General features: G+C 49.5%; 10 protein-coding genes. 1 reads left to right on the top strand and 9 read right to left on the bottom strand.

What is annotated here, in order from left to right; translation table 11 throughout:
• Positions 1-14 precede the first annotated feature (14 nt).
• The 9 genes from Q369_RS0111460 to Q369_RS0111420 all read right to left on the bottom strand — a co-directional run bounded on the left by Q369_RS0111460 (position 15) and on the right by Q369_RS0111420 (position 16162).
• Positions 15-2291 carry a cation:proton antiporter gene (locus Q369_RS0111460; protein ID WP_031527946.1) on the bottom strand — a complete coding sequence of 759 codons (2277 nt, stop codon included), beginning with the start codon at positions 2289-2291 and terminating at the stop codon, positions 15-17.
• Between the two features lie 132 nt (positions 2292-2423).
• Positions 2424-3908: a mandelate racemase/muconate lactonizing enzyme family protein gene (locus tag Q369_RS0111455; RefSeq protein ID WP_031527945.1), complete on the bottom strand. Its 1485-nt coding sequence runs from the start codon at positions 3906-3908 to the stop codon at positions 2424-2426.
• 228 nt (positions 3909-4136) lie between these two features.
• Positions 4137-5069, bottom strand: coding sequence for an RraA family protein (locus Q369_RS0111450; RefSeq protein ID WP_031527944.1), 933 nt, complete (start codon positions 5067-5069; stop codon positions 4137-4139).
• Positions 5070-5094: 25 nt separating this feature from the next.
• On the bottom strand, positions 5095-6627 hold the full coding sequence (locus tag Q369_RS0111445; protein WP_031527943.1) for a SusD/RagB family nutrient-binding outer membrane lipoprotein: 1533 nt from the start codon (positions 6625-6627) through the stop codon (positions 5095-5097).
• Between the two features lie 217 nt (positions 6628-6844).
• Entirely contained in the window at positions 6845-10291 is a 3447-nt protein-coding gene (locus Q369_RS0111440; protein ID WP_031527942.1) for a SusC/RagA family TonB-linked outer membrane protein, read from the bottom strand.
• Between the two features lie 44 nt (positions 10292-10335).
• Positions 10336-11439, bottom strand: a complete 1104-nt coding sequence (locus Q369_RS0111435; RefSeq protein ID WP_031527941.1) for a FecR family protein — start codon at positions 11437-11439, stop codon at positions 10336-10338.
• Between the two features lie 183 nt (positions 11440-11622).
• Positions 11623-12237 (bottom strand): RNA polymerase sigma factor, encoded by a 615-nt coding sequence (locus Q369_RS0111430; protein WP_051664030.1) that lies wholly within the window; start codon positions 12235-12237, stop codon positions 11623-11625.
• A gap of 170 nt (positions 12238-12407) precedes the next feature.
• The gene (locus Q369_RS0111425; RefSeq protein ID WP_031527939.1) at positions 12408-14408 is read right to left on the bottom strand and encodes a plastocyanin/azurin family copper-binding protein; all 2001 of its coding nucleotides are present in this window, start codon (positions 14406-14408) and stop codon (positions 12408-12410) included.
• Positions 14409-14434: 26 nt separating this feature from the next.
• A complete protein-coding gene (locus tag Q369_RS0111420) occupies positions 14435-16162 on the bottom strand; it encodes a 3-keto-alpha-glucoside-1,2-lyase-like domain-containing protein (RefSeq protein WP_031527938.1) in 1728 nt (575 codons plus the stop codon).
• A gap of 861 nt (positions 16163-17023) precedes the next feature.
• On the opposite strand from Q369_RS0111420, the gene Q369_RS0111415 reads away from it, so the two are divergent.
• A complete protein-coding gene (locus Q369_RS0111415) occupies positions 17024-20281 on the top strand; it encodes a SusC/RagA family TonB-linked outer membrane protein (protein ID WP_084165724.1) in 3258 nt (1085 codons plus the stop codon).
• The last annotated feature ends 39 nt before the right edge of the window (positions 20282-20320 follow it).

Genomic DNA, 20320 nt, shown 5'->3' with positions numbered 1-20320 from the left:
TTAAAAACAGCAATCTACCCGCGAATGATCAGGACAGAAGGCGAGTTTGCAAGCCACACACTGTGAGATTCAACCGCTTTCTTCCAGCTGTCAAAACTGATGACCATCAAATCTTTTCGTTCCAAAAACTCCTTTTCCAATGCATTGTCGAAGTGCATGCTGACCTTCTCGGGCGCATAATCCTGGATTGCAGTGAGTGAATCCTGCACGTCGGCATACTCGCTCACCATTTCGGTAGGATCCATAATCGTCACGTTGAGGTCGCCTGCTGACACAAGCTTCTGCGCATATTCGAGCAGGAACTGGTCCTGTGGAGAGAAGATGGGGATGAAGATCTCGTTCACTTCTTTCAGATTCTTTTCAATCAGGATCGCCACCGGTATTTTCACCGACTTGATGATCTGCGTGGTGCGCTCGTCGAAAACATCTGCATGGAACAGCCTTTCCTTCCCGGTAATCGTATCAAAAAGTCGTTCTCTGCTGATGATCCTGGAAGTAAATCCAAGGATTTTGCCCAGGAATGTGCCTTCAAATATCGACCGGCCGATCCCGATCATCAGCATATCATAGTCACCGCTGTTGGCAGTATCGATGATATCGTGCTCAATATCCTGTGAAGGCTTAAAAAGGGAAGTGAATGTAACATGGCGCTGCTGCGCTTCTTCATTCAGCGGGCGGAAAGTTTCGAACTGATATTCCTCCGTGTTGACCTGATTCAGGTAGCTGCTGGGTGAAAGGTGCAAGGCTGTGATCTGCTGTTCGTCGGCCTCTTTCCAGATCATCTTATCCGCCAGGCGCAGCATTTTGCGTCCTCCCTGCGGACTGGCAAATGCAATCAGCACCGAAAAACGGGAAGGTTCGAGCTTGTCGCGCATCGCTTCCCACTTCTTCTGCGGGAAAAACTTATCGATCAGGTCGAGTGCTGGTCCGGTCATGCAGGTGGTAGCCAGCGCCATAATCACCATCATCGCGAATATTTCGGGAGAAAGTACACCGATATCGTAGCCAATGTTGAGCACGACCAGCTCCATTAATCCGCGTGTGTTCATCAATGAGCCGATGATCAGACTGTCGCGCCAGGATTGCTTTACAAAACGCGCGGCAATTGTACTTCCTAGGAATTTCCCTGCAACGCCCGCCAGGATAATCAAACCCGTAACCTGCCAAAGATAAGGGTCGTTGAGCAAGCCGATCTGCGTTCTCAAACCTGTAAAAACAAAGAAGAGCGGCAGCAACAGTACCATTGAAACATCTTCTACTTTTTCAATAAATATACTGCGGAAGCTCAGGTTCGCAGGCATGATCACGCCCGCCATAAATGCGCCGAACAATGCGTGAATGCCGATCACTTCGGTCGTGTAAGAGGAGATCAGCAGCACAACAAAGAACATTGCGACCACTGGTTTGGTCAGTCCTTCTTTGTACGAATAATGGTCGCCAACTCTTTTGAGAATGGGTTTGAGTATTTTCAGCATGAACAGCACGTAAGCCGCTGCCAGGATGATCGTGTAAATGGAACTTACGAATGTGCCAGCTTTCACAATCGCGATCACGGCAGCGAGGATACACCAGGCGGTAATATCGTCTGTGGCTGCGCAGGTAATTACCATCATCCCCAGCTTCGTCCGGGACAGGCCCCGTTCCTGTACAATGCGTGCGAGCACCGGAAATGCGGTGATACTCATTGCAATGCCGATAAACAATGCAAATGATAGGAAGCTAATCCCTTCCGGCGCAAATTGCTGGTACATGTACAAAGCCAGCCCCACACCCAGTGCAAACGGCAGCATAATGCTGGCGTGACTGATTACCACCGCCTCCTGCGCTTTCGTTTTCAGTACTTTGAGATCCAGCTCCATTCCAATAATGAACATGAAGAGTATCAGTCCGATCTGGCTCAGGAATTGGAGGTTGCTTAGGGATTGTTTTGGAAAAAGAAAGTCAGAAAATTCGGGATAAAACATGCCCAGGAGCGAAGGCCCCAAGAATATCCCGGCGGCAATCTCGCCGATCACCGTCGGCTGCCCGATCATTTTGCAGATCCAGCCAAACACCCGCGCAGCAACAATGATCGTGATGATCTGAAGTAGCAGCGTGGCAAGCGGGTGCGTTAAGTTGTGTGAGAATGTATCAGTAAACTGCTCCCAGGAAGATCCGCCGCTATTGACGTGACTTTTTAACTTAGTGGCGGCCGTTTCGAGGAAAGTACCCTGCTGGATAAAAAAGTAGAGCAAGACCGAAAATACCCCGATCGTCAGTGTATAAAAGAGTGCACTGCGTAAGTTCTTCATGGTTACATATGGGAGTGACAATATGCAAAATACCAAAAAAATCTTTCACAGTTACTTCTGTGCGTGTCCGGCAAGTAAATGTTGGGGTTATACCGTGGTAAGTCAGTCTTGCGGACTTACCACGGCCATCAGTTAACTCCAAAGCCTGTCGTGAGAGCGTTTTTCGTTCCAGTCGGGGGTGGGGGCGAAGTAGCTCTTATCTTTCGGGTTCAGGTGCTTTTTCACCTCTTCGTCCACCAGCTCGATCCCCAGACCTGGTGCTTCCAGCGGTACCGGCGCGTAGCCTTTGTCGATCAGCTTGCGGCCGTCGGTCGTTTTTACCAGACTTTCCCACCAGGTAACATCCACGGAATGGTGTTCGAGCGCGAGGAAATTCTGGGTTGCAGCGGCGCAATGGACATTTGCCATGAAGCTCACCGGCGTTCCTGCGAAGTGCATGGCCATTGCAATTCCATTTTCTTCGGCGTAATCGCCGATGCGCTTCGTTTCCAGCAAGCCGCCGGATGAAGCAAGATCCGGGTGCACGATGTCAACTGCCCGCTTGTCGATCAGCGATTTAAAGCCTTCTCTGAGGTAAATGTCTTCACCGGTCAAAGTCGGCGTTTCCAGCGCATCGGAGATGGTTCTCCATTGGTCTACATACTCCCAGGGCACGATATCTTCCAGCCACGCGAGGCGGTACTTGTCGAGTGCGCGGCCCAGGCGGATCCCGTTGTTCATATCAAAGTGACCGTAGTGATCGGTCGAGAGCGGGATTTCATAGCCCACCACACTTCTTACGTCTTCTACAACCTGGGCCATTTCGGCCAGACCTTTTTCTGTGATCTGAATCGCTGTGAAAGGGTGTTTGGTGTTTGCGTATGAATGGAAATCGCCTGCCCACTGCGAAAAGCCGCCTCCCCAGAATTTGTTATTGACGACCGCATTCTCGCTGTTCCGCAGCATACCGATCGACACATCCATTTTCAGCCAGGTATAACCCTGATCCACCGTGCGGTATTTGATCATCTGTTTAAATTCATTCAAGTCGTTTGATTCCGGTGTATCTGCATACAAACGCACTTTGTCGCGGTACCGGCCGCCCAGGAGCTGCCAGCAAGGTACGCCGTAAGCCTTCCCGCAAAGATCCCAGAGCGCCATTTCAACAGCGCACACGCCGCCCGCCTGCCGGCCGTGATGACCAAACTGCTTGATAATTTTGAAGATCATCTCCACGTTACACGGATTTTGGCCGAGTATATGCGCTTTCAGGAATAATGCAAAGCGCTCATCAGCCCCGTCACGCACTTCACCCAGTCCGTATATGCCCTGGTTGGTATCAATGCGAATGAGGGGCGTCCGGCCCACATTTTGTACAATGCAGTATCTCAAATCAGTGATTTTCAGCTCAGAAGGTTTGGAAGCGCGGTTCACTTTGGATGTAGCCTGCGCAATGGTGTCTTCGGCCGACATGGACATAAACCCGCCCAACGCAATACCACCTAATGCCGAGTTCCGCAGAAAGTTTCTCCTGCTCGGCTTGGTAGCCGGATTGTTGATCTCTGCAACCTGAGCTGCCTTTTCAGCTTCTTCCTGTTGTTTGTTTTGGGCTACTATTTGTTTGAGAATGTCTTTCATTTTATTGATTTTGGAGTAGTGTAAAATTGAAGTATCGTTGTGTTAATTTGAGCTAGTCACTTTTGTCATGCTGAGCGCAGTCGAAGCAAAATGCCACCAAGCTTCATGGTAGCGCCCTGCGACCGCCCGGCGGCCCGGTGCGCTCAGGGTGACAAAATGTCGACGGCTATCAGCTGTCGTACTTCGGCTTTTTTTAAGCAAGAGCCGATAGCCGATAGCCGACGGCTATCAATAATTTCTTTCCTTCAGATAATCATCCAGTTCTTTCTTGGTCATCGGCAGCTTGCCCGGATAGTTGTTGACCCAGTTCAGAAAATCCTTCTGGATCGCTTCTGACCATTTTGTGTCGACCTCGCCGGGGGTGTACTTGCCTTCACGGAGGCGCAGGTGCCCGAATTCGTCGCGGAGTGCGGTTACTTCGGAGGTAATCACGAGCTCTTCCACGAGGTGCGCGGGGATGAAGATCGTTCCGTACTTTTTGGCAAGTACCACGTCGCCCGGCAGCACAGTCGCGCGGCCAATGCGAATGGGCGTGTTGATATTGGAAAGCATCATCTGCTGGATATAGGAAGGATCCTGTCCTTTCATCCACGCATTAAATCCCTTGATCTCACTCAATCCTTCCACATCCCGGACGGAGCCGTAGAATATGACGCCGCGCTTCGATTTGGCATAAATCGAGTTGCCCAGGTTGTCTCCAATCAGGGTACCGTCCACTATTTTGCCATAACCGTCGGCCACGTATACATCACCTTCTTTGAGCACATCAATGGGCCAGGAATTGGTGCCGCCCGTTTGTACGCGTCCTTCTTTTTTCCCAACTTCTTTGACCAGATCCTGTAAATCAGGTCGCGAAGGAATGTACTGCGCAGTCACGACGCGGCCGGTCATTGTGCTGTCGTTATGGATCAGCTGCCAGTCGCCCTCAAACTGGTTGTGATATCCTTTGTTCCGCAGCACACCCCAGGCTTCTTCCATGGAGATGTTCTTAAGGCGGGCGAGGATCGCGTCGGGTACTTTCGGGCGGCCGTCGGGCATGCGCTCACCTTTCCAGGCGGAGGTGTAAGCTTTGATCTGATCGGGAGTAGGAGAGATTGATTGTGCCTGGGACGCCAGGCCCCAGCAAGCCAGCATTCCCGCCAGCAACGTTGATTTAAGCATAAAAGGTTAGTTAAGGTAGTTGATTCTATTTGTCCCAAAACACGGGGGTACCCAGTTCGTCAGGTCCCATTCGTGCTACTGCTTCTTTGTAATTCTGCTCATTTACAGACCGTTCCCGCACCGGATATACAAGTCGTCTGATGAAATCCTTCACCGAAGGATCTTTTCCGGGGTAGTTGTTGACCGGCAGCGCGGGAAAGCCGCTCCTGCGGAAATTGGCCCAGGCTTCCGAACCATTCAGGAAAGAGGATATCCAGTACTGGTTATTGATCTGTTCCAATGCCTTTGCCGGATTGAATGGATTTGCGGCCAGGTAGGCAGTTTGAGAAGCAGCGGGAATGGCGGCAGCAATGTCGTACGTGGCCATTTGATCCATGTGGGCTTTTACGCCTGCTTCATAAAGTGCTTTCACATCACCGGTAGCCCAGCCCCTTTGTACTGCTTCCGCAAGCAGGAGGGAGGTTTGGGAGTAGGTAATAAAAAATTCAGGTGCGTCGATCTTGCCCAAGGTTTTGCGGTTGATCTGAGAGTACTTGAATGCAGAGCCGATCTTGCCCGGGAAACCCGGCGCGTTGGCGATGGTAGATTCATTGTAGCCGTAGGGCATTCCTTCCTGGTTTGCAGGATTGGTATCTTCCGCTCCGGCGGTGGCAATGGGGTTGCCGGGCGTTTCATATTTAACAGCGATCACGCGCAGGCGCGGATCAGCAGTAGTTTTGAGATAGTTGACGAATGCTGCGCCCAGGTACACATTTCCTCGCTCGGTACCCTGAAAATAGTTGGCAAGCGGGTGGTTGAATGTGCTGTTGAATGCGATAAAAGCATTGTCAGCATTGGAGCTCTGCAAACCGCCATTCGCCGGGTCTACTGCAATTGCGACATATTGTTTGGCTTTGGCCTGGTCCACTTTGGTAAACCGCATTGCGGCCCGCAGCAGCAAGGAATTACCGACCTTTTTCCATTGCGCGATATTTCCTTTGAAGAACAAGTCGCTGGTCTCAATTGCTTTGGCCGCGTCCAGGGCTTTTGTAGCTTCGGTCAGTTCTTTTAATATATCGTCGTAAATAAACTTCTGATCATCATACTTCGGCAGGTTGATCGCTTCTAAAAAGCCTTTTCCAGCCTCAGAATAAGGTACGTCACCGTAGGTATCCACCAAAACCATAAATACATAAGCTTTCCAGATCCGCGCCATATTGTACAGGTTCGATCGGGCCGGATTGTCTTTGGTTTGCGCGATAATGGTTGTCAGCAGGTTAACAGGACCATTTTGCAGATACAGTGAATTGAAATTCGCATTGGAATTCGGATCCGAAACCGCATTGTGGTTTCCCCCCTCCAAAACTCCGGTATAAGGCGTATTGATCTGCTGCACGATCTGCATCTGGTAGTTCTGCGTCGCAATCGCGGAAGTAAATTCTGCATTGGAAAACAGGTAGATCGGGTCCAGGCTGGTCGCGAGGACGGGGTTTTTGTTAATGTCTTCAAAGCCCTTATCACAAGCGCTCGAAGCCACAACAATGCCCAGAATTGTGAGATATGTGAATATGTGTTTCATTTTTAATGATGAATGATTGAATGAGTGAATGAGTGAATGATTGAATGGTTGAATGACTGAATGAGCGAATTAGTGACCGGGTCGCCGGGCGATGAGTGAATTAGTGAATGAGTGACCGGGTCGCCGGGCGATGAGTGAATGACTGACCGGGTCGTTGGGCGATGAGTGAGCCTTCCTTCTTCCTCCCTTTCCTCCATCCTCCCGTTCCTCCCTTTCCCTAAAACTTTAAATTCAAATTAACCCCGTAACTTCTTGTTGTTGGCAGGGTGTGGGTTTCTATGCCTTGGAGGTTATCTGAGGCTGATACTTGTGCTTCCGGGTCGAGATTGTCTATGTATTTTTTGATTAAAAGCACGTTGTTGCACATGGCCGAGATGCTCAGTCCTTTGACGAAGGTTCTGTCGCGTACAAAGCGGGAAAGGTCGTAACCAATGGAAAGTGTTCTCCATCGCACAAACGCCCCGTTGTAAACAAATGGGGTTGCGAGGTTGGTACTGCGGTAAGCTGTGTAAAACTGTTCAGCTTCAACTCTTTGTGCATTAGGCAGGCCCTCAGCTGTAACTCCCTCGAACAATACGCCGCCTTCCCGGCCTACCAGCGATGGCTTCGAAAGTCCCTCCCGCAGGAAGTTCAGGTTGGAGTTGGAGAGGATCTTGTGGCCGGCTTTAAAGTCGATCTGTGTCCCGATCCTGATCCCTTTTACATTGATCGTGTTCACCCATGCGCCAACCCATTTCGGGATCGCACTGCCGAATGTGACCAGCTGACCCTGCTGCGGCAACCCGCCCGAAGTAACTATGCGGCCCTGCTCATCCCGTTTGTAGTCGAACCCGCGCAGCGAAGCCAGTGGCTGGCCTTTTTCATGAGAAACAATGCCGAAGAATTCTCCCTGGCCGACGTCAAACCGAGGTTGTCCCTGCGCCAGTTCCAGTACTTTGCTGATGTTGTAGCTGCCGTTGAAGCTCGTTTCCCAGGTAAATCCGTCGGTTCTTACGGGAACCAGCGTTACAAGGAATTCGACTCCCTGGTTGCGCAGCTTGCCGACGTTTACCTTGGTCTGACTGAAACCCGAGGTATTTGAAATATCGACGTTCAGGATTTCGTCGACCGTATTCTTGCGGTAGAATGAAAGGTCTATGTTGAAGCGGCTGTCGAACGTTTTCATTTCAAGTCCTACTTCGGTCTCCTTCACTTTAAGGGGACGCAGGTTGGCATTCGGACTGACGGTCGAAGGCAGGTTTCCCAATGCAGTTCCATTGAAAGGATTGGCATTGATCCCGTAGTAAAGATTATTGGAATACGGATCGGTATCCCCGCCCACTTCGGCATAGGCTGCTCTTAGTTTACCATAACTCAGCCACGCAGGCGCATTGTTAAATGCCTGACTGAATACAAAGCTTCCGCTCACGGAAGGGTAGAGGTAACTGTTGGATTGCGGGTTTAAAGTCGAAAACCAGTCATTTCGGCCAGTTACATTCACAAACAAAAATCCTTTATACGAAAACTCGGCTGCTCCGTAGAGTGAGTTTACTTTCTTCTTGCTGTAATTGTAATTGGGATTTTTGATCTGCCCGTTGGCTATTGTATACAAATCCCGTACATAAAAATTCGTCACCGCCGTGGAGATATTATCATTGATCTGCAGCATCGAGTTGCCGCCTAATGTGATGTCAATGCCGAAATCCCCAAAAGTGCGGTTAGCGCCGATCAGGAAATCTGCATTGCGCTCTCGGAATGTAGCTACGTCCTGGTAGTAATATCCATTGAAGCCGGTAGCTACTGCCCCGATCGACCTTGTGCCGGTTGGCCGGTTGTAGTTGTAGGGACGTGTGAAATAATCCTGACCAATGCGGCCCTGGATGAAGAGCCAGTCGGTGAAATCGTATCTTAATGATGTATTTCCAAAAATCCGGTCGCGCCGCACATTCTCAAAGCGGTCGTAAGCCACCCAGTAAGGGTTGTTGCGGTTTGTAAACCGGGAAAGCGGCATTTCGTTTCCATTTGCATCCTTCCTGTTTTTCAGCCAATCCGTGTCAATGCTGGTTGCAAGTGTATAGATCGTCGTATTCGCGTTCATATCCTGGATCCCGATCTGCGGCGGGTTCTTATTGTATTCGTTTGAATAGTTAGCATTAACCTGCGCAGACAGCTTTTTTGCAAATTTATAATTCAGACCAAGATTGAATATGCGCTTGTGGTAATCTGAATTGGGCATGATCGCATTTGCGTCCGTGTTGGCGAATGAAAGGCGGAAGTTACCCTTCTCATTCCCACCGGAAAGCGCAATGGAATTCGTGAAGCTGGTCCCCGTGCGATAAAACTTCTTAATGCGGTCTTTGTGTGGGGAATAGGGTTGGGTGCTTCCGTCAAACTGCGGAGTGGGCGCGCCGTCAAAACGCTCGCCAAATGCAAACACGCCCGAGCTCTGCGCCTCAGCGACGCTTGTCGGACGTTTACCAAATTCACCTTGTCCGTATTCGTACTGGAAATCAGTGTAGTCCAATGCTTCCTGGGCCTGAAAGTTGGAGTTGATCTCAACGCCTATGCCCGTCGTTTTACTGCCGCTTTTGGTAGTGATGATAATGGCGCCATCCTTCGCGCGAAAACCGTACAATGCCGCCGCTGCTGCACCTTTCAGCACCGTCATCGACTCGATATCGTCCTGGTTAATGCTTTGCAGACCGTCTCCGGCATCGGAAGATCCGCCGGTGGGGTTACCTGTTCCATTTCCGCTGGAGCCGCCGGCAGAAACGCTGCTGTTATTGATCGGAACGCCGTTAACAATGATCAGAGGCGAGTTATTGCCGCCAAATGAGGATTGCCCGCGGATACGGATCTTGGTCGAGCCGCCCGGGCCGCTCGCCGGCGGGGTTACATTCAATCCTGCCACTTTTCCCTGCAGACTATTCCCCAGGTTGGTTGTACGATTGGTAGTAAGTTCTTCTGTGTCAATGGTGGCGGTAGAATATCCAAGCTTCTTCGCGTCTCTCTTGATCCCGAGCGCGGTAACTACTACCATTTCCAGGTTACGCACATCGGGCTGCAAGCTCACGTCGTACACAGACTGGCTTCCCAATGTGACCTCCTGTGGGGTATAGCCCACGTATGAAAAGATCAGAACGCCGCCTGCATCGGGCACACTCAGCTGGTAGGTGCCTTCCGTATTTGTAGCGGTGCCCGCTTTCGAACCTTTGAGCACGATACTTACACCCGGCAGTGGCTGGCCTTTCTCGTCTGAAACTTTCCCGCTGACATTCCGGTCGATACCTGGCTGAATTGGCCGCATTACCCCGCTCCCTGTGGGCTCAGGATTGTTTTTCAGCAGGATGATTTGTTTCCCCTCAATTTTGTAACTCACATTCAATGGTTTCAAAAGCTCATCGAGCACGTCCGAAAGCGGCTTTTCCACCGCGTTCACAGAAACTCTCTGCTGTGGTTTGATCAGGGCCGAATTGTAGGTGAACTTTACCTGAGTAAGTTTGTTCAACCTGGTCAGCACCGTCTTGATCTCCTGGTTATTTACTTGGAGCGTAATGCGCTGGTTCAAAATGTCCTGTCCCTCTGCATTTGCAACACAAACGCAGATTAAAGCAAGAAAAAGTTGATATAATGATATTCTTAAAAGCCGGCAAACCTGCCAGGATGTGCGTCGATGTTTTTTCATCTGTTAATAGTTTGTTATGTAATTGAAAAGATATGTCGCTGTACTCAGATACAGCCTTTTGAGGTAATAACAAGCCGCCCGTCCACCATTTCGTAAGTGGCGCCAATAGCCTGGCAGATGGCATTCATTCTTTGTTTCAGATTCTCATCGTCGAACTGTGCATAGATGCGGCAGTTAGCCAGCAGATCTTTATCAAACCGGATCTCTATTCCGTACAATTTTTGAAGCGCATCCAATACCTCCGGAACAGGCTTATCGTCGAAAAGCTGCGTCCTGGCCACATTTGATTCCACGAGCATTCCAGGCTGGCTTACTGCGCCCCTTTCGAGCCGGCCTTCTTTCCTGAGATATACAACCTGCTGGTTGGGTGTGAGGATAACTCCGGGTACTGCTTTCTCGCGCTTCCGTTTTGCGGTTTCATATTGTTTTTTGGCAAAAACAGTGACTTTTCCGGTTTTTACGGCGATGAGCTCGGTATTGTCGCCGTCAAATGCTTTGATCCGGAAACTTGTTCCAAGAACCTTGGTGACCGTTTCGCCTGTGTATACCAGGAACGGCTGCTGTTCATTCCGGCTCACATCGAAAAATGCCTCGCCACGCAGGTAAACGCGCCGCTCGCTGCCTGTGAATGCTTTCGGGTAAGTAATTGAGCTTCCTTTTGCCAATGTGACCACCGTATTGTCGCTGAGCAGCACTGTCATTTCTTCCTGGCTATCATTCGATTTAACCAGCATGGCAATTCCGTGAAAGAGCGGTTTTCCCGTTTGTGCTGCTTCCTGGATTTTAGGTACGAGCCGGGCGTTGTAGTAGGCGAGACTAAGTCCGGATATCAGCACGAATGCGGCCGCTGCCCTCCAAATTGCGGGGAGGTATATACGCCAGGGATTGGTGTGTTTGCGATCCGATGCAATCCTGACAATCTCATCGATTTCCTGGAGCAGCATCTCTTCAGTGAGCTCCTCCCTGTACAACTCATGCACAGCAATCACCAATTCTCTCGCGAGACTGACGGTGTGCGATTTGTCCGGATTTTCGTGGATCCATTGCGACCAGAAGCAATTCAGCTCGGGCGTTGGATCATTGACCCAGCGGCGGAACATTTCGTCACTTGCCAGTTCTTCAACCGTGTAGGTCCGATAATTGATCATAGCGTAAGATTTGAGAAATAGCCAGACAGACTTCTTGCTCTTTAAACACTATGTCAGTTTAGAGGAAGGTTATAACCAAAAAAATCAAAAAATTTTTGATATAATTATAAAACTGCTGAATACCGGGTTTGCAGCGGGGTATTTACCATTTGATTGCTTGCAGCAAAGCGCACCTCGCTAGTCTTAAATGGCGGTGAGGCTCATGAGCAGTAGCCAGAAGAATTCTGCGGGAACCCAGATCTGCTTGATCTCTTTAAGCGTCCGAGAAAGCAGGTTCGCGACACTTTGCCGCCCCAGGCCCATGATATTGGCGATTTCTTCGTTGTCCAGATTCTGGTAAAACCGCAGGTAAATAATCTCCTGCTGTCTTTTTGAAAGGAGGGAAATGATCTGTTTCAGTCGGCCCTGCTGGTGCCGCAGGTTTTCGTTGGCGATAATATCTGTTTCAATGGAAGGGTCCGAGTGTTCTTCATCGAAGAATGCAGATTCAGGCTCCTGAAATTTTTTCAGGCGCATACTCTCCTTGATCAGCCGGTGCCTCAATGCTTTGAGCAGGTAGGATTTTACAAAAGCAGTTTCGCTGAGGAAAGTTCGCCGCTCCCAAAGATCAAGGTAAAGTTCCTGGATTGCGTCGCGTATAAAATCGGGATCGCAGGAGAATTTGTTGGCATAATTGTAGAGTGCGCGGTAATGGATCTGGGCGAGTAGGCCCATTGCCTCCGGGTCGCCGGCTTTAAACCGCTTCCAGAGTCGCACGTCAAGGTCGATTGGATCGTATGAAGTAGCTTCTTTGCGCAAATTACAGACGGAGGTTTGTTTAATTTATTCAAAGAATTATGCTACTTAAAGCAGGCGGAGTTATAAATCTCCTTTTGCCAAGGATCTATTATGCAGGTTAAAAATTTTTGAAAAAAAATCCGCAGGACCGGGGTGAGAGTTGGTCCTGCGGAGAAGATATTGATATTGAATTACCTGACTACTTTCAGTTTGCCTTGCATGAGCGTGTAATGCCCTGGGAAGGTGCAAACATACTGGTAAGTGCCGGTTTGTTTTGGAGCAACGAAATAAATGGATTCGGATTTCTCCGGCTCTACGATGTTACTATGGAAAAGTACGTCGTTCGTTCTTGGTACGTAGCTCATTTCAGAGCCTTTCAAGCCCAGGTTCAAACCTGCTTCGCCGACTGCATTCGCAGTACCGGGCTTGGTGATCACCAGGTTGTGCAGCATATCGTCATTGTTGTTGAAAACGATCCTGATTTTTGAACCGGCTTTCACCTGGATTTCTGATATGTCAAACTTCAACCCGGGAACAGTCCCGATCGTGATCGTCTGGTCAGGACCAGTTGTCCAGCTTGACGGCATCTCGGTTACCCTTTTCGCCGAAGCAGCTGTGTTGGCGGTCGTTTCAGAAGTAGTAGCTCCGGTATGCGCGCTGTGGTCAACCGCAACGGCTTTTACAGTAGTTGTAAACTGGCTTGCCGCCACTGGGTTTCCTGATGCGATCTCGTTGAGCGTGTAGTAACCTGTGGCATGCAGCAGTGAGTTGCCCTCCGCAGACTTAATCCCTTCTGCTTTGATCTCGTGAACGTAACCTTTTCTGAGTACGGCAGGATCAACTACCAGCCGCACACGCAAGCCGTCTTCTGCTACCACAATTCCCTTCAATGGAACATCCTGCGTATTGACGATCGGGCTGCCGTAAGTAGAGTGGTATTTGTAAGTGAAGCTGCTCAGCTTGTAGGCATCCTGACTGGCGGCCGCTGCTTTGTCAATCGGGCTGGTAAAAGTGATTTCGAAACCGTCGGGCGTTGAGCGCACTGTTTTCATTTCAAATGGCATTTTACCTGTCCACACCAGTCGCTGGATACCGAAGTTAGACTTACCTGTTGCAGACCAGCCGCGGCTCGTTTGTCCCACAAACAAAGAACCGTCCAAGCCCCATTCCAGGCGCAGGATGCCTGACATGAACCCTTCACGGAATGGGAAAACGGTACCCTGCCAAACGCCATTGACTTTTTCAAGATCAACGCGGGTGATGATACTGTGCCCCTGGTCGCCCACGAACATTTGTCCCGTGAATGGACCGAAGCTGCCATTGGTCACATCTTCTTTGAAGTCGGAAGTGGAGATACCCAGGATCGTATGCGGAAACCAGACTGCCGGCGGTTTAATACCTGGCACCTTCTTGGCCACATCATAAAGCGGCTCGCCTGTATTCGGGATATCGCTTGCACCCAGCTTTACCGGCGATCCTTCTTCCTTGCTCCATTTCAATCCTGCTGGGTTACCTGCGAAGTCACCTTTTTCCAGATGCGTCATTCTGCCGGAACCTACCCAGTCGCCCTGGTTTTCGGTGTAGAAAATGTCACCCTTGTAAGAGCCGAAGCCCGAGGGAGAACGAAGGCCGGTTGCGAAGGGGGTAAGTTTACCATCTTCGCCCAGTTTGAGCATCCAGCCGCGCCATTTGGACTGACTTGCGCCTCGACCTACCCAGTCAAGGTTAAGAGTCACGAGCAGCTCGCCGTTCGGCATTGCCACCGGTCCGTACGAATACTGGTGATAGTTACCAGAAAGCGGCCATTTTGCGAATGAGTCGTAAACATCGGCCACACCGTCATTGTTGGTATCGGCCAGTCTGGTTACCTCGCCGCGCTGCGAGATCAGGAAATCTTTGCCGCGGTATAATAGTCCAAGCGGCTCGTGCAGGCCGGAAGCAAATCTGTTGAATGATGGTTTGCCGTCGCCTTTCAGATAGGGGTTACCAATGAGCCACACTTCGCCGCGGCGGGTTGACGTAGCGAGTCGACCGTCGGGCAGTACCGCCATTCCGCCCACTTCCATTTGGATATTTTCGGGAATGGGGATTGTGATAATCCGGTAAAAATCGTCCTCCTTATTCTGTTTGGATTGAGAATAGCCGGTGAGGCAGCCGAAGGAGATCAGTGTTGTTAAGAGTATATTTTTCATTTAAAAAGAATGCAGTTCAAAAGATTTTACCAAAACATGGAATAGCTGGTCGTGCCCGAAACAGGTAGGATCAGCTCCTGGACTTCTCCCGCTGGTCTGATCGTCGGTTTGTATTTCTTATCAAGCTGAACATAAAAGCGGTCATCGATTTGGTATAACCCTTTTTCGATTTCAACGATCTGCTTACCCGAAGCTACCAGCGCGAACAGCGGAGCGGCTGCATTGCCCTGAACCTGAAAAGTGCGGGAGAGCGAATTGCCGCCGGATACAAGCTGGTCAGATACAGTGGCAGCGCCCAGCGCATACCTGAACACAGGATAACCCTGCGCATTGATATTATAACCCAGGTAGTTGATATTGGAAGAATCAGGCCAGGCCGCATTGTTATTTTCCAGAGTAGCCAAGCTGCTGCGGCCTGAAACATGCACTTTAAGTCCCGCAGGGAATAGTAATTGCGGCTCCCCGCGCTCGTACCACATTTCGGTTACGTCCGCGAACTGTCCCCGCCACGCCTGAATCAACGCACCGCGATTGAGATCAACTGTGTAGTTCCAGCCATCGGGGCTGCCAACTGAGATACAATGCGTGCGTTTCATTTTTTCACCGTCCACCTGAATGAATGAACGTACCATTTCCGGCCGCATATCAGGCGTAACGCTGATGTAAGGTTTCGGCTCAGGTTCCGGAAGCGAAGAGAGTGTATGCAGGTCGTAAGGCCTGATACCTGCTTTCTCCACTCTCAGCCCAAGTGCAGGCTGTCTCCAAGGAAAGCGTGAGTAATGGAGCTTAAACTTGTGTTTTCCCTGGGTCAGGTTAACGGTACCCTGGTGCGTTTCCTGCGAAGTAGCTTCGCCGGCGGAGAGCACGCTTTTGCCGTCGATTTCAATGTCGAGCATTGGGCCGGAGTAAATGGTGGTGAAAATATAGTCGCCAGCTTCATTTACTTCCATATCACCTTCATAAACAAGGTGAAATTCACGCATTCCATTCGTCACTTCCTGGGTAAGCACACCAGATGTTCCCTCGTGGTCCAGCTTGCTGTATTCTTTGCTGTCCCATTTATCTGAGTATACTTTGTAGTTCAGTCCGGTTAATGTTAATGGCTTGCGGCTTGCGAGCAGCTGGTACCCGACATTCCTGAATGCGATAGTACCTTTTGTTACTTCCATCGCAATCGATTGTCCCTCCGCCGGCGATTTCGAACTTGGAAGGTAGATCGTCTCCAATACGGTCACTCCATTCAGCGCGAGTGAATTCAGGCGGGCTGAACCAGCTAGGTTCGGAACAGAGGCGTCGTAAGCCAGCTCGATGGTCTGCCAGAGACCCGGCGCTTTTGCCGCATTCTGCGTTGGGAACTGGCCCACATACCCAGAAGTCTGCGTTCCCTGTCCTTTCAGCTTGCTGCTGTCAGACAAGCGGACTTTCTGTCCGCCTGGCAAGATCAGGTTTCCCTCGGCGCCAGGAGATAGGTTGAATTCGGCATAAAAGCGGAGATCGTTTGCTTTCAGTTTGGTTACGATCGGCTTGCCTGGACTACCGACCAGAATTCCATCGCCAGGCTGGGTTTTGATCTTGGCTGATCCGGCAGGATGAATGGCAATGTTGCCCTGTACTGTCCAGTTGGGGCTGCCGGATTCAAATGCACTGAGATCTTTGAGAGGCAGGGGAGTGTAATTTCCTTTTGTACCCTGGCCCACGACAACCGCCGGGCAAGCGAATAAAAGGAGAGAGACTTTCCGGAAAAAATGAAGCATCGGCTTAATTAAGTGTATTGTTTACAATTAAAAAGCGAAGTTCGCAAATTTTTTTCCTAATATAGCCGGATAATTGTAATTATTTTTTAGTTAAATAGTATATTCTTGAGAGGCAAAAAGGTCGCTTTTGGGCGACCTTTTTTGAAGTATAAGCGCCTCGTTTTTCTGCGCCTTTGGTCGTTCCAGTTGTTTTGCAAAGCCGTTGTGCCATTGCTTCTCTGCTATCTACTCTGGACATTTTACTTTGTCACTCTAACTTTCTCTTTATAAGCGCCATGTAGAGGAATTGCCCTCGAATACTGTCGTAAATAGATCCCGCAGATCGTTTACAAAAGTTTAATCAGGTTTAAATTCAGCTGTTAGCGATGTGCCGCCCGATCCCCGGCCTGTTCTGTGGTTTGTCTGTGAAGCTTAACAGAAAATTAACATATATATACCACTTCGTTTCGCTCTGCCCGCTGACCTTGCGGCTATTTACTTTACTTCTTTTTATATAAAATAGCAATATAGCTGTAAAATAGCTTAAAGTGCTTGCAGCTAATCACATGCAAGTGCCGGCGAGCATTTGATCTCTGTGAAGAACTCCCCAGGTCAGCGCATTTCCTGCGCTCAGTCCTGCGCCGATCACCGGAGAAATGTAGCAATGCGGTTACTCTTCTGACTGTCTATTATTCAAAAACCGATTTTCCTGATTTCATCCTTAATTCTCAGTTCGACCTGGCTGGCGATGGCAGATTTGTTTATGGTAAGTTAATAAATACTTAACAGGAAGTCTTCCGTTATCGCGGACTTTTGCACTTTGAAATAACTGTATCAATACAACAGATTTTCTCTAACCACAACAACCAAATCGTTTGTCAGATGATTAAACACTTTTACTTCCACTTGCGGCTGAATTTTCTCAGACGAAGTAGGCAAGCCGGGTTCCTGCTCGCCTGCGTATTGTTCTCGCACATTGCGCTCGCACAAACAGTTGTGACAGGTGTAGTGACTGCCCAGGAAGACAATGCACCCATTCCGGGTGTAAGCATTATCGTAAAAGGTACTACCAATGGAACGATCACAGATTCAGAAGGAAAGTACAAGATCGAAGTGCGCGACAATGCGTCCGTTCTCACTTTTTCGTTCCTGGGATTTGCTACTCAGGAAGTTAACCTGAACGGGCGGACTAACCTGGATGTGACCCTGGGTACCGACCTCAGACAATTGAGTGAGGTGGTGGTTACTGCATTGGGTATCAAAAAAGATGTAAGGCGCATTGGCGTCGCTATTCAAACCGTGGACGGAAGTTCGGTTGTAAAAGCGCGTGAGCCGAATGCGATCAATGCACTGGCGGGTAAAGTAGCTGGCTTGACCGTAGGTATCCAGTCGGAGCTGCTGCGTAAACCGAATATCATGCTCCGTGGTAATTCTGACGTGCTTTTCGTTGTAGACGGGGTACCTGTTAACTCCGATACATGGAACGTGAGCCCGGACGATATCGATACTTATTCGGTGTTAAAGGGTGCTTCTGCCTCTGCATTATACGGTTTTCGCGGAAAGAATGGCGCGATCCTGATCACTACAAAACGTGGCTCGAAAGACAAACGCGGTTTTTCTGTTGATTTCAATTCGTCGACTATGATCGACAACGGGTTTTATGCCATACCTAAGGTGCAGGACGTATACGGACCTGGTGATCACGGCCGGTATGCATTCGGCGACGGAAAAGGCGGTGGTTTGAACGACGGTGACTATGATGGCGGATGGGGACCTAAGTTTGAAGGTCAGCTGATCCCGCAGTACGACAGCCCGGTGGATCCGGTTACCGGCAAGCGCGAGGGTACTCCCTGGGTAGCACGTGGAAAAGACAATTTGAAACGTTTCCTGCAACCGGGTCTGCTTTCGACCAATAACATCTCGGTATCTGCTTCCGGTGAAAAGTACAATCTCCGTTTTTCAACTTCGCACACGCACCAGAAAGGTATCGTGCCCAATACCAAGCTGAACATCACCAACTTTAATATGGTGGCGGACTATAATTTCTCTAAAAAGCTGAAATTCAACTCTTCTTTGCAGTACAACCGTCAGTATACGCCGAATATTCCCGACGTAAACTACGGTCCGAACTCGATTATCTATAACATCGTACTGTGGGCAGGAGCTGACTGGGATGTGGATCAAATGCGCAACTACTGGCAGCCAGGCAAGGAGGGTATCCAGCAGATTTACGCGGAATATCAGCGTTATAATAACCCTTATTTCATGAGTTACGAGTGGCTGAGAGGTCACCAGAAGTCGGATATCATCGGACAGGCTGCTATGACTTACCAGTTTACAGATTTCCTTGAAGCAACTTTGCGGTCGCAGATCACTACCTGGGGTTTGCTGCGCACAGAAAAGATGCCGTTTTCGGCAGGTGCTTACGGACGCGATGAGCGCCGCGGGGACTATCGGGAAGACCGTCGTAACCTTTTCGAAAACAACACGGACATTCTCGTGAAGTTTGATAAAGATGTAGTTCCTGGCCTGAATGCAAAGGTTTGGCTTGGTGGTAACATCCGTAGCTTCGAGTATAACTCAGCTTACGGTTCGACTAATTACCTGAACGTTCCGGGTTTGTACAATTTCAGCAACTCTGCTAATCCTGTGCGGATCGAGAACTTCAACTCGGCTATGCGGGTTGCCTCGGCTTACTACTCCGCCGATTTTACTTTTAAAGATTTCTTTACGATTTCAACGACGGGTAGAATGGATAAACTATCTACGCTGCCTTCGGGAAATAATACTTTCTTTTATCCGTCCGTTGCCGCATCTACCGTCATATCGGACTACGTGCAGCTGCCTGAGGTGATCTCATTTTTGAAGTTGCGTGGATCTTATGCGAATGTAAAGGACGGATTAACGATGTCTACGATCGGTACTACTGCAAACAACATTAACCCGCAGGAATATGGCGATCAGTACAAATCACCTTACGACGGGCCTTCCTACAAGAATGCAGCGGTTTATTCTACTCCATTTGCCTACAACAATACACCGGGTGCTTATTTTACAGACCAGCTGAACAACCCCGGACTTGTTCCGAATACCTCATCTCAAACCGAAGTGGGACTTGATTTGCGTATCATGAACAACCGCCTGGGCTTTGACGTGACTTACTTTACCTCCAATGAAGGTCCCCGGATTTTTGAACTGCCGATTTCAACGACTACCGGTTACAGCAAGGCGCTTGTGAATGGTGTCAAAACGAAAAAGACCGGCTGGGAAGCGTCTGTAACGGGATCGCCTGTGAGGACTGACAATGGCTTTAACTGGGACGTAGTAGCGAATTATTCTACTTTCAAAGAGGTGCTCACCGAGATTTATCCTGGCCAGGATGCATTGAATACATTCTTCCGCGTGGGTGACAGAATGGACAAGTACTATGGTCGTGCCTTTGCAAAAACTGCTGACGGTCAGATTATCAACGATGATTCAGGCCGGCCGATCTACTCTCCTGTAAACCAATTCTTGGGCTATGTAAATCCGAAGTTTGTTTTGGGTATCAATAACAAATTCAACTATAAGAATGTCAATTTCAGCTTCCAGTTTGACGGACGTTTTGGCGGTGTGATTTCTAATTACATTCAGAAACAAACCTTCCGCGGCGGCCGCCACATTGAGCTTGTACAAGGCCAGCTGGGCGCTTCCAGAGAAACGGATTACCAGGCTTTCAAAAACAACACCGAGAACAAGACATATGTAGGTCAGGGTGTTCAGGTTGAGGGTGGAACTGCATTGAACTTCGACGCTGACGGTAAGATCACGAACCTTTCCGAACTGCGTTTTAAACCAAATGCAACTGCTCAAAACGTGCAGGACTGGGTTAGCCGCTACTACAACAGCGACGAGGGTAACCTGATGAGCCGCTCTTTCGGAATGCTGCGTGAAGTGGTGATCGGCTATACCGTGCCGCAAACCTGGCTGACAAGAAGCAAATTCATCCGCAATGCATCGGTGTCACTCGTAGGACGGAACCTGCTGTATTTCGCTGAGAAAAAGGACCTTGACCTCAACCAGTTTGTATCAGGCGGCAGCTCCGACCTGCAAACGCCTTCTGTACGCCGCTACGGGGTTAACGTGAGCCTTACTTTTTAACAAACCGACTGTTTAATCTGTCATTTGAAATATTCAGAA

The organism is Dyadobacter crusticola DSM 16708 (genome assembly GCF_000701505.1).
Lineage (GTDB): Bacteria > Bacteroidota > Bacteroidia > Cytophagales > Spirosomataceae > Dyadobacter > Dyadobacter crusticola.
This window is presented reverse-complemented; position numbering and strand designations above follow the sequence as displayed.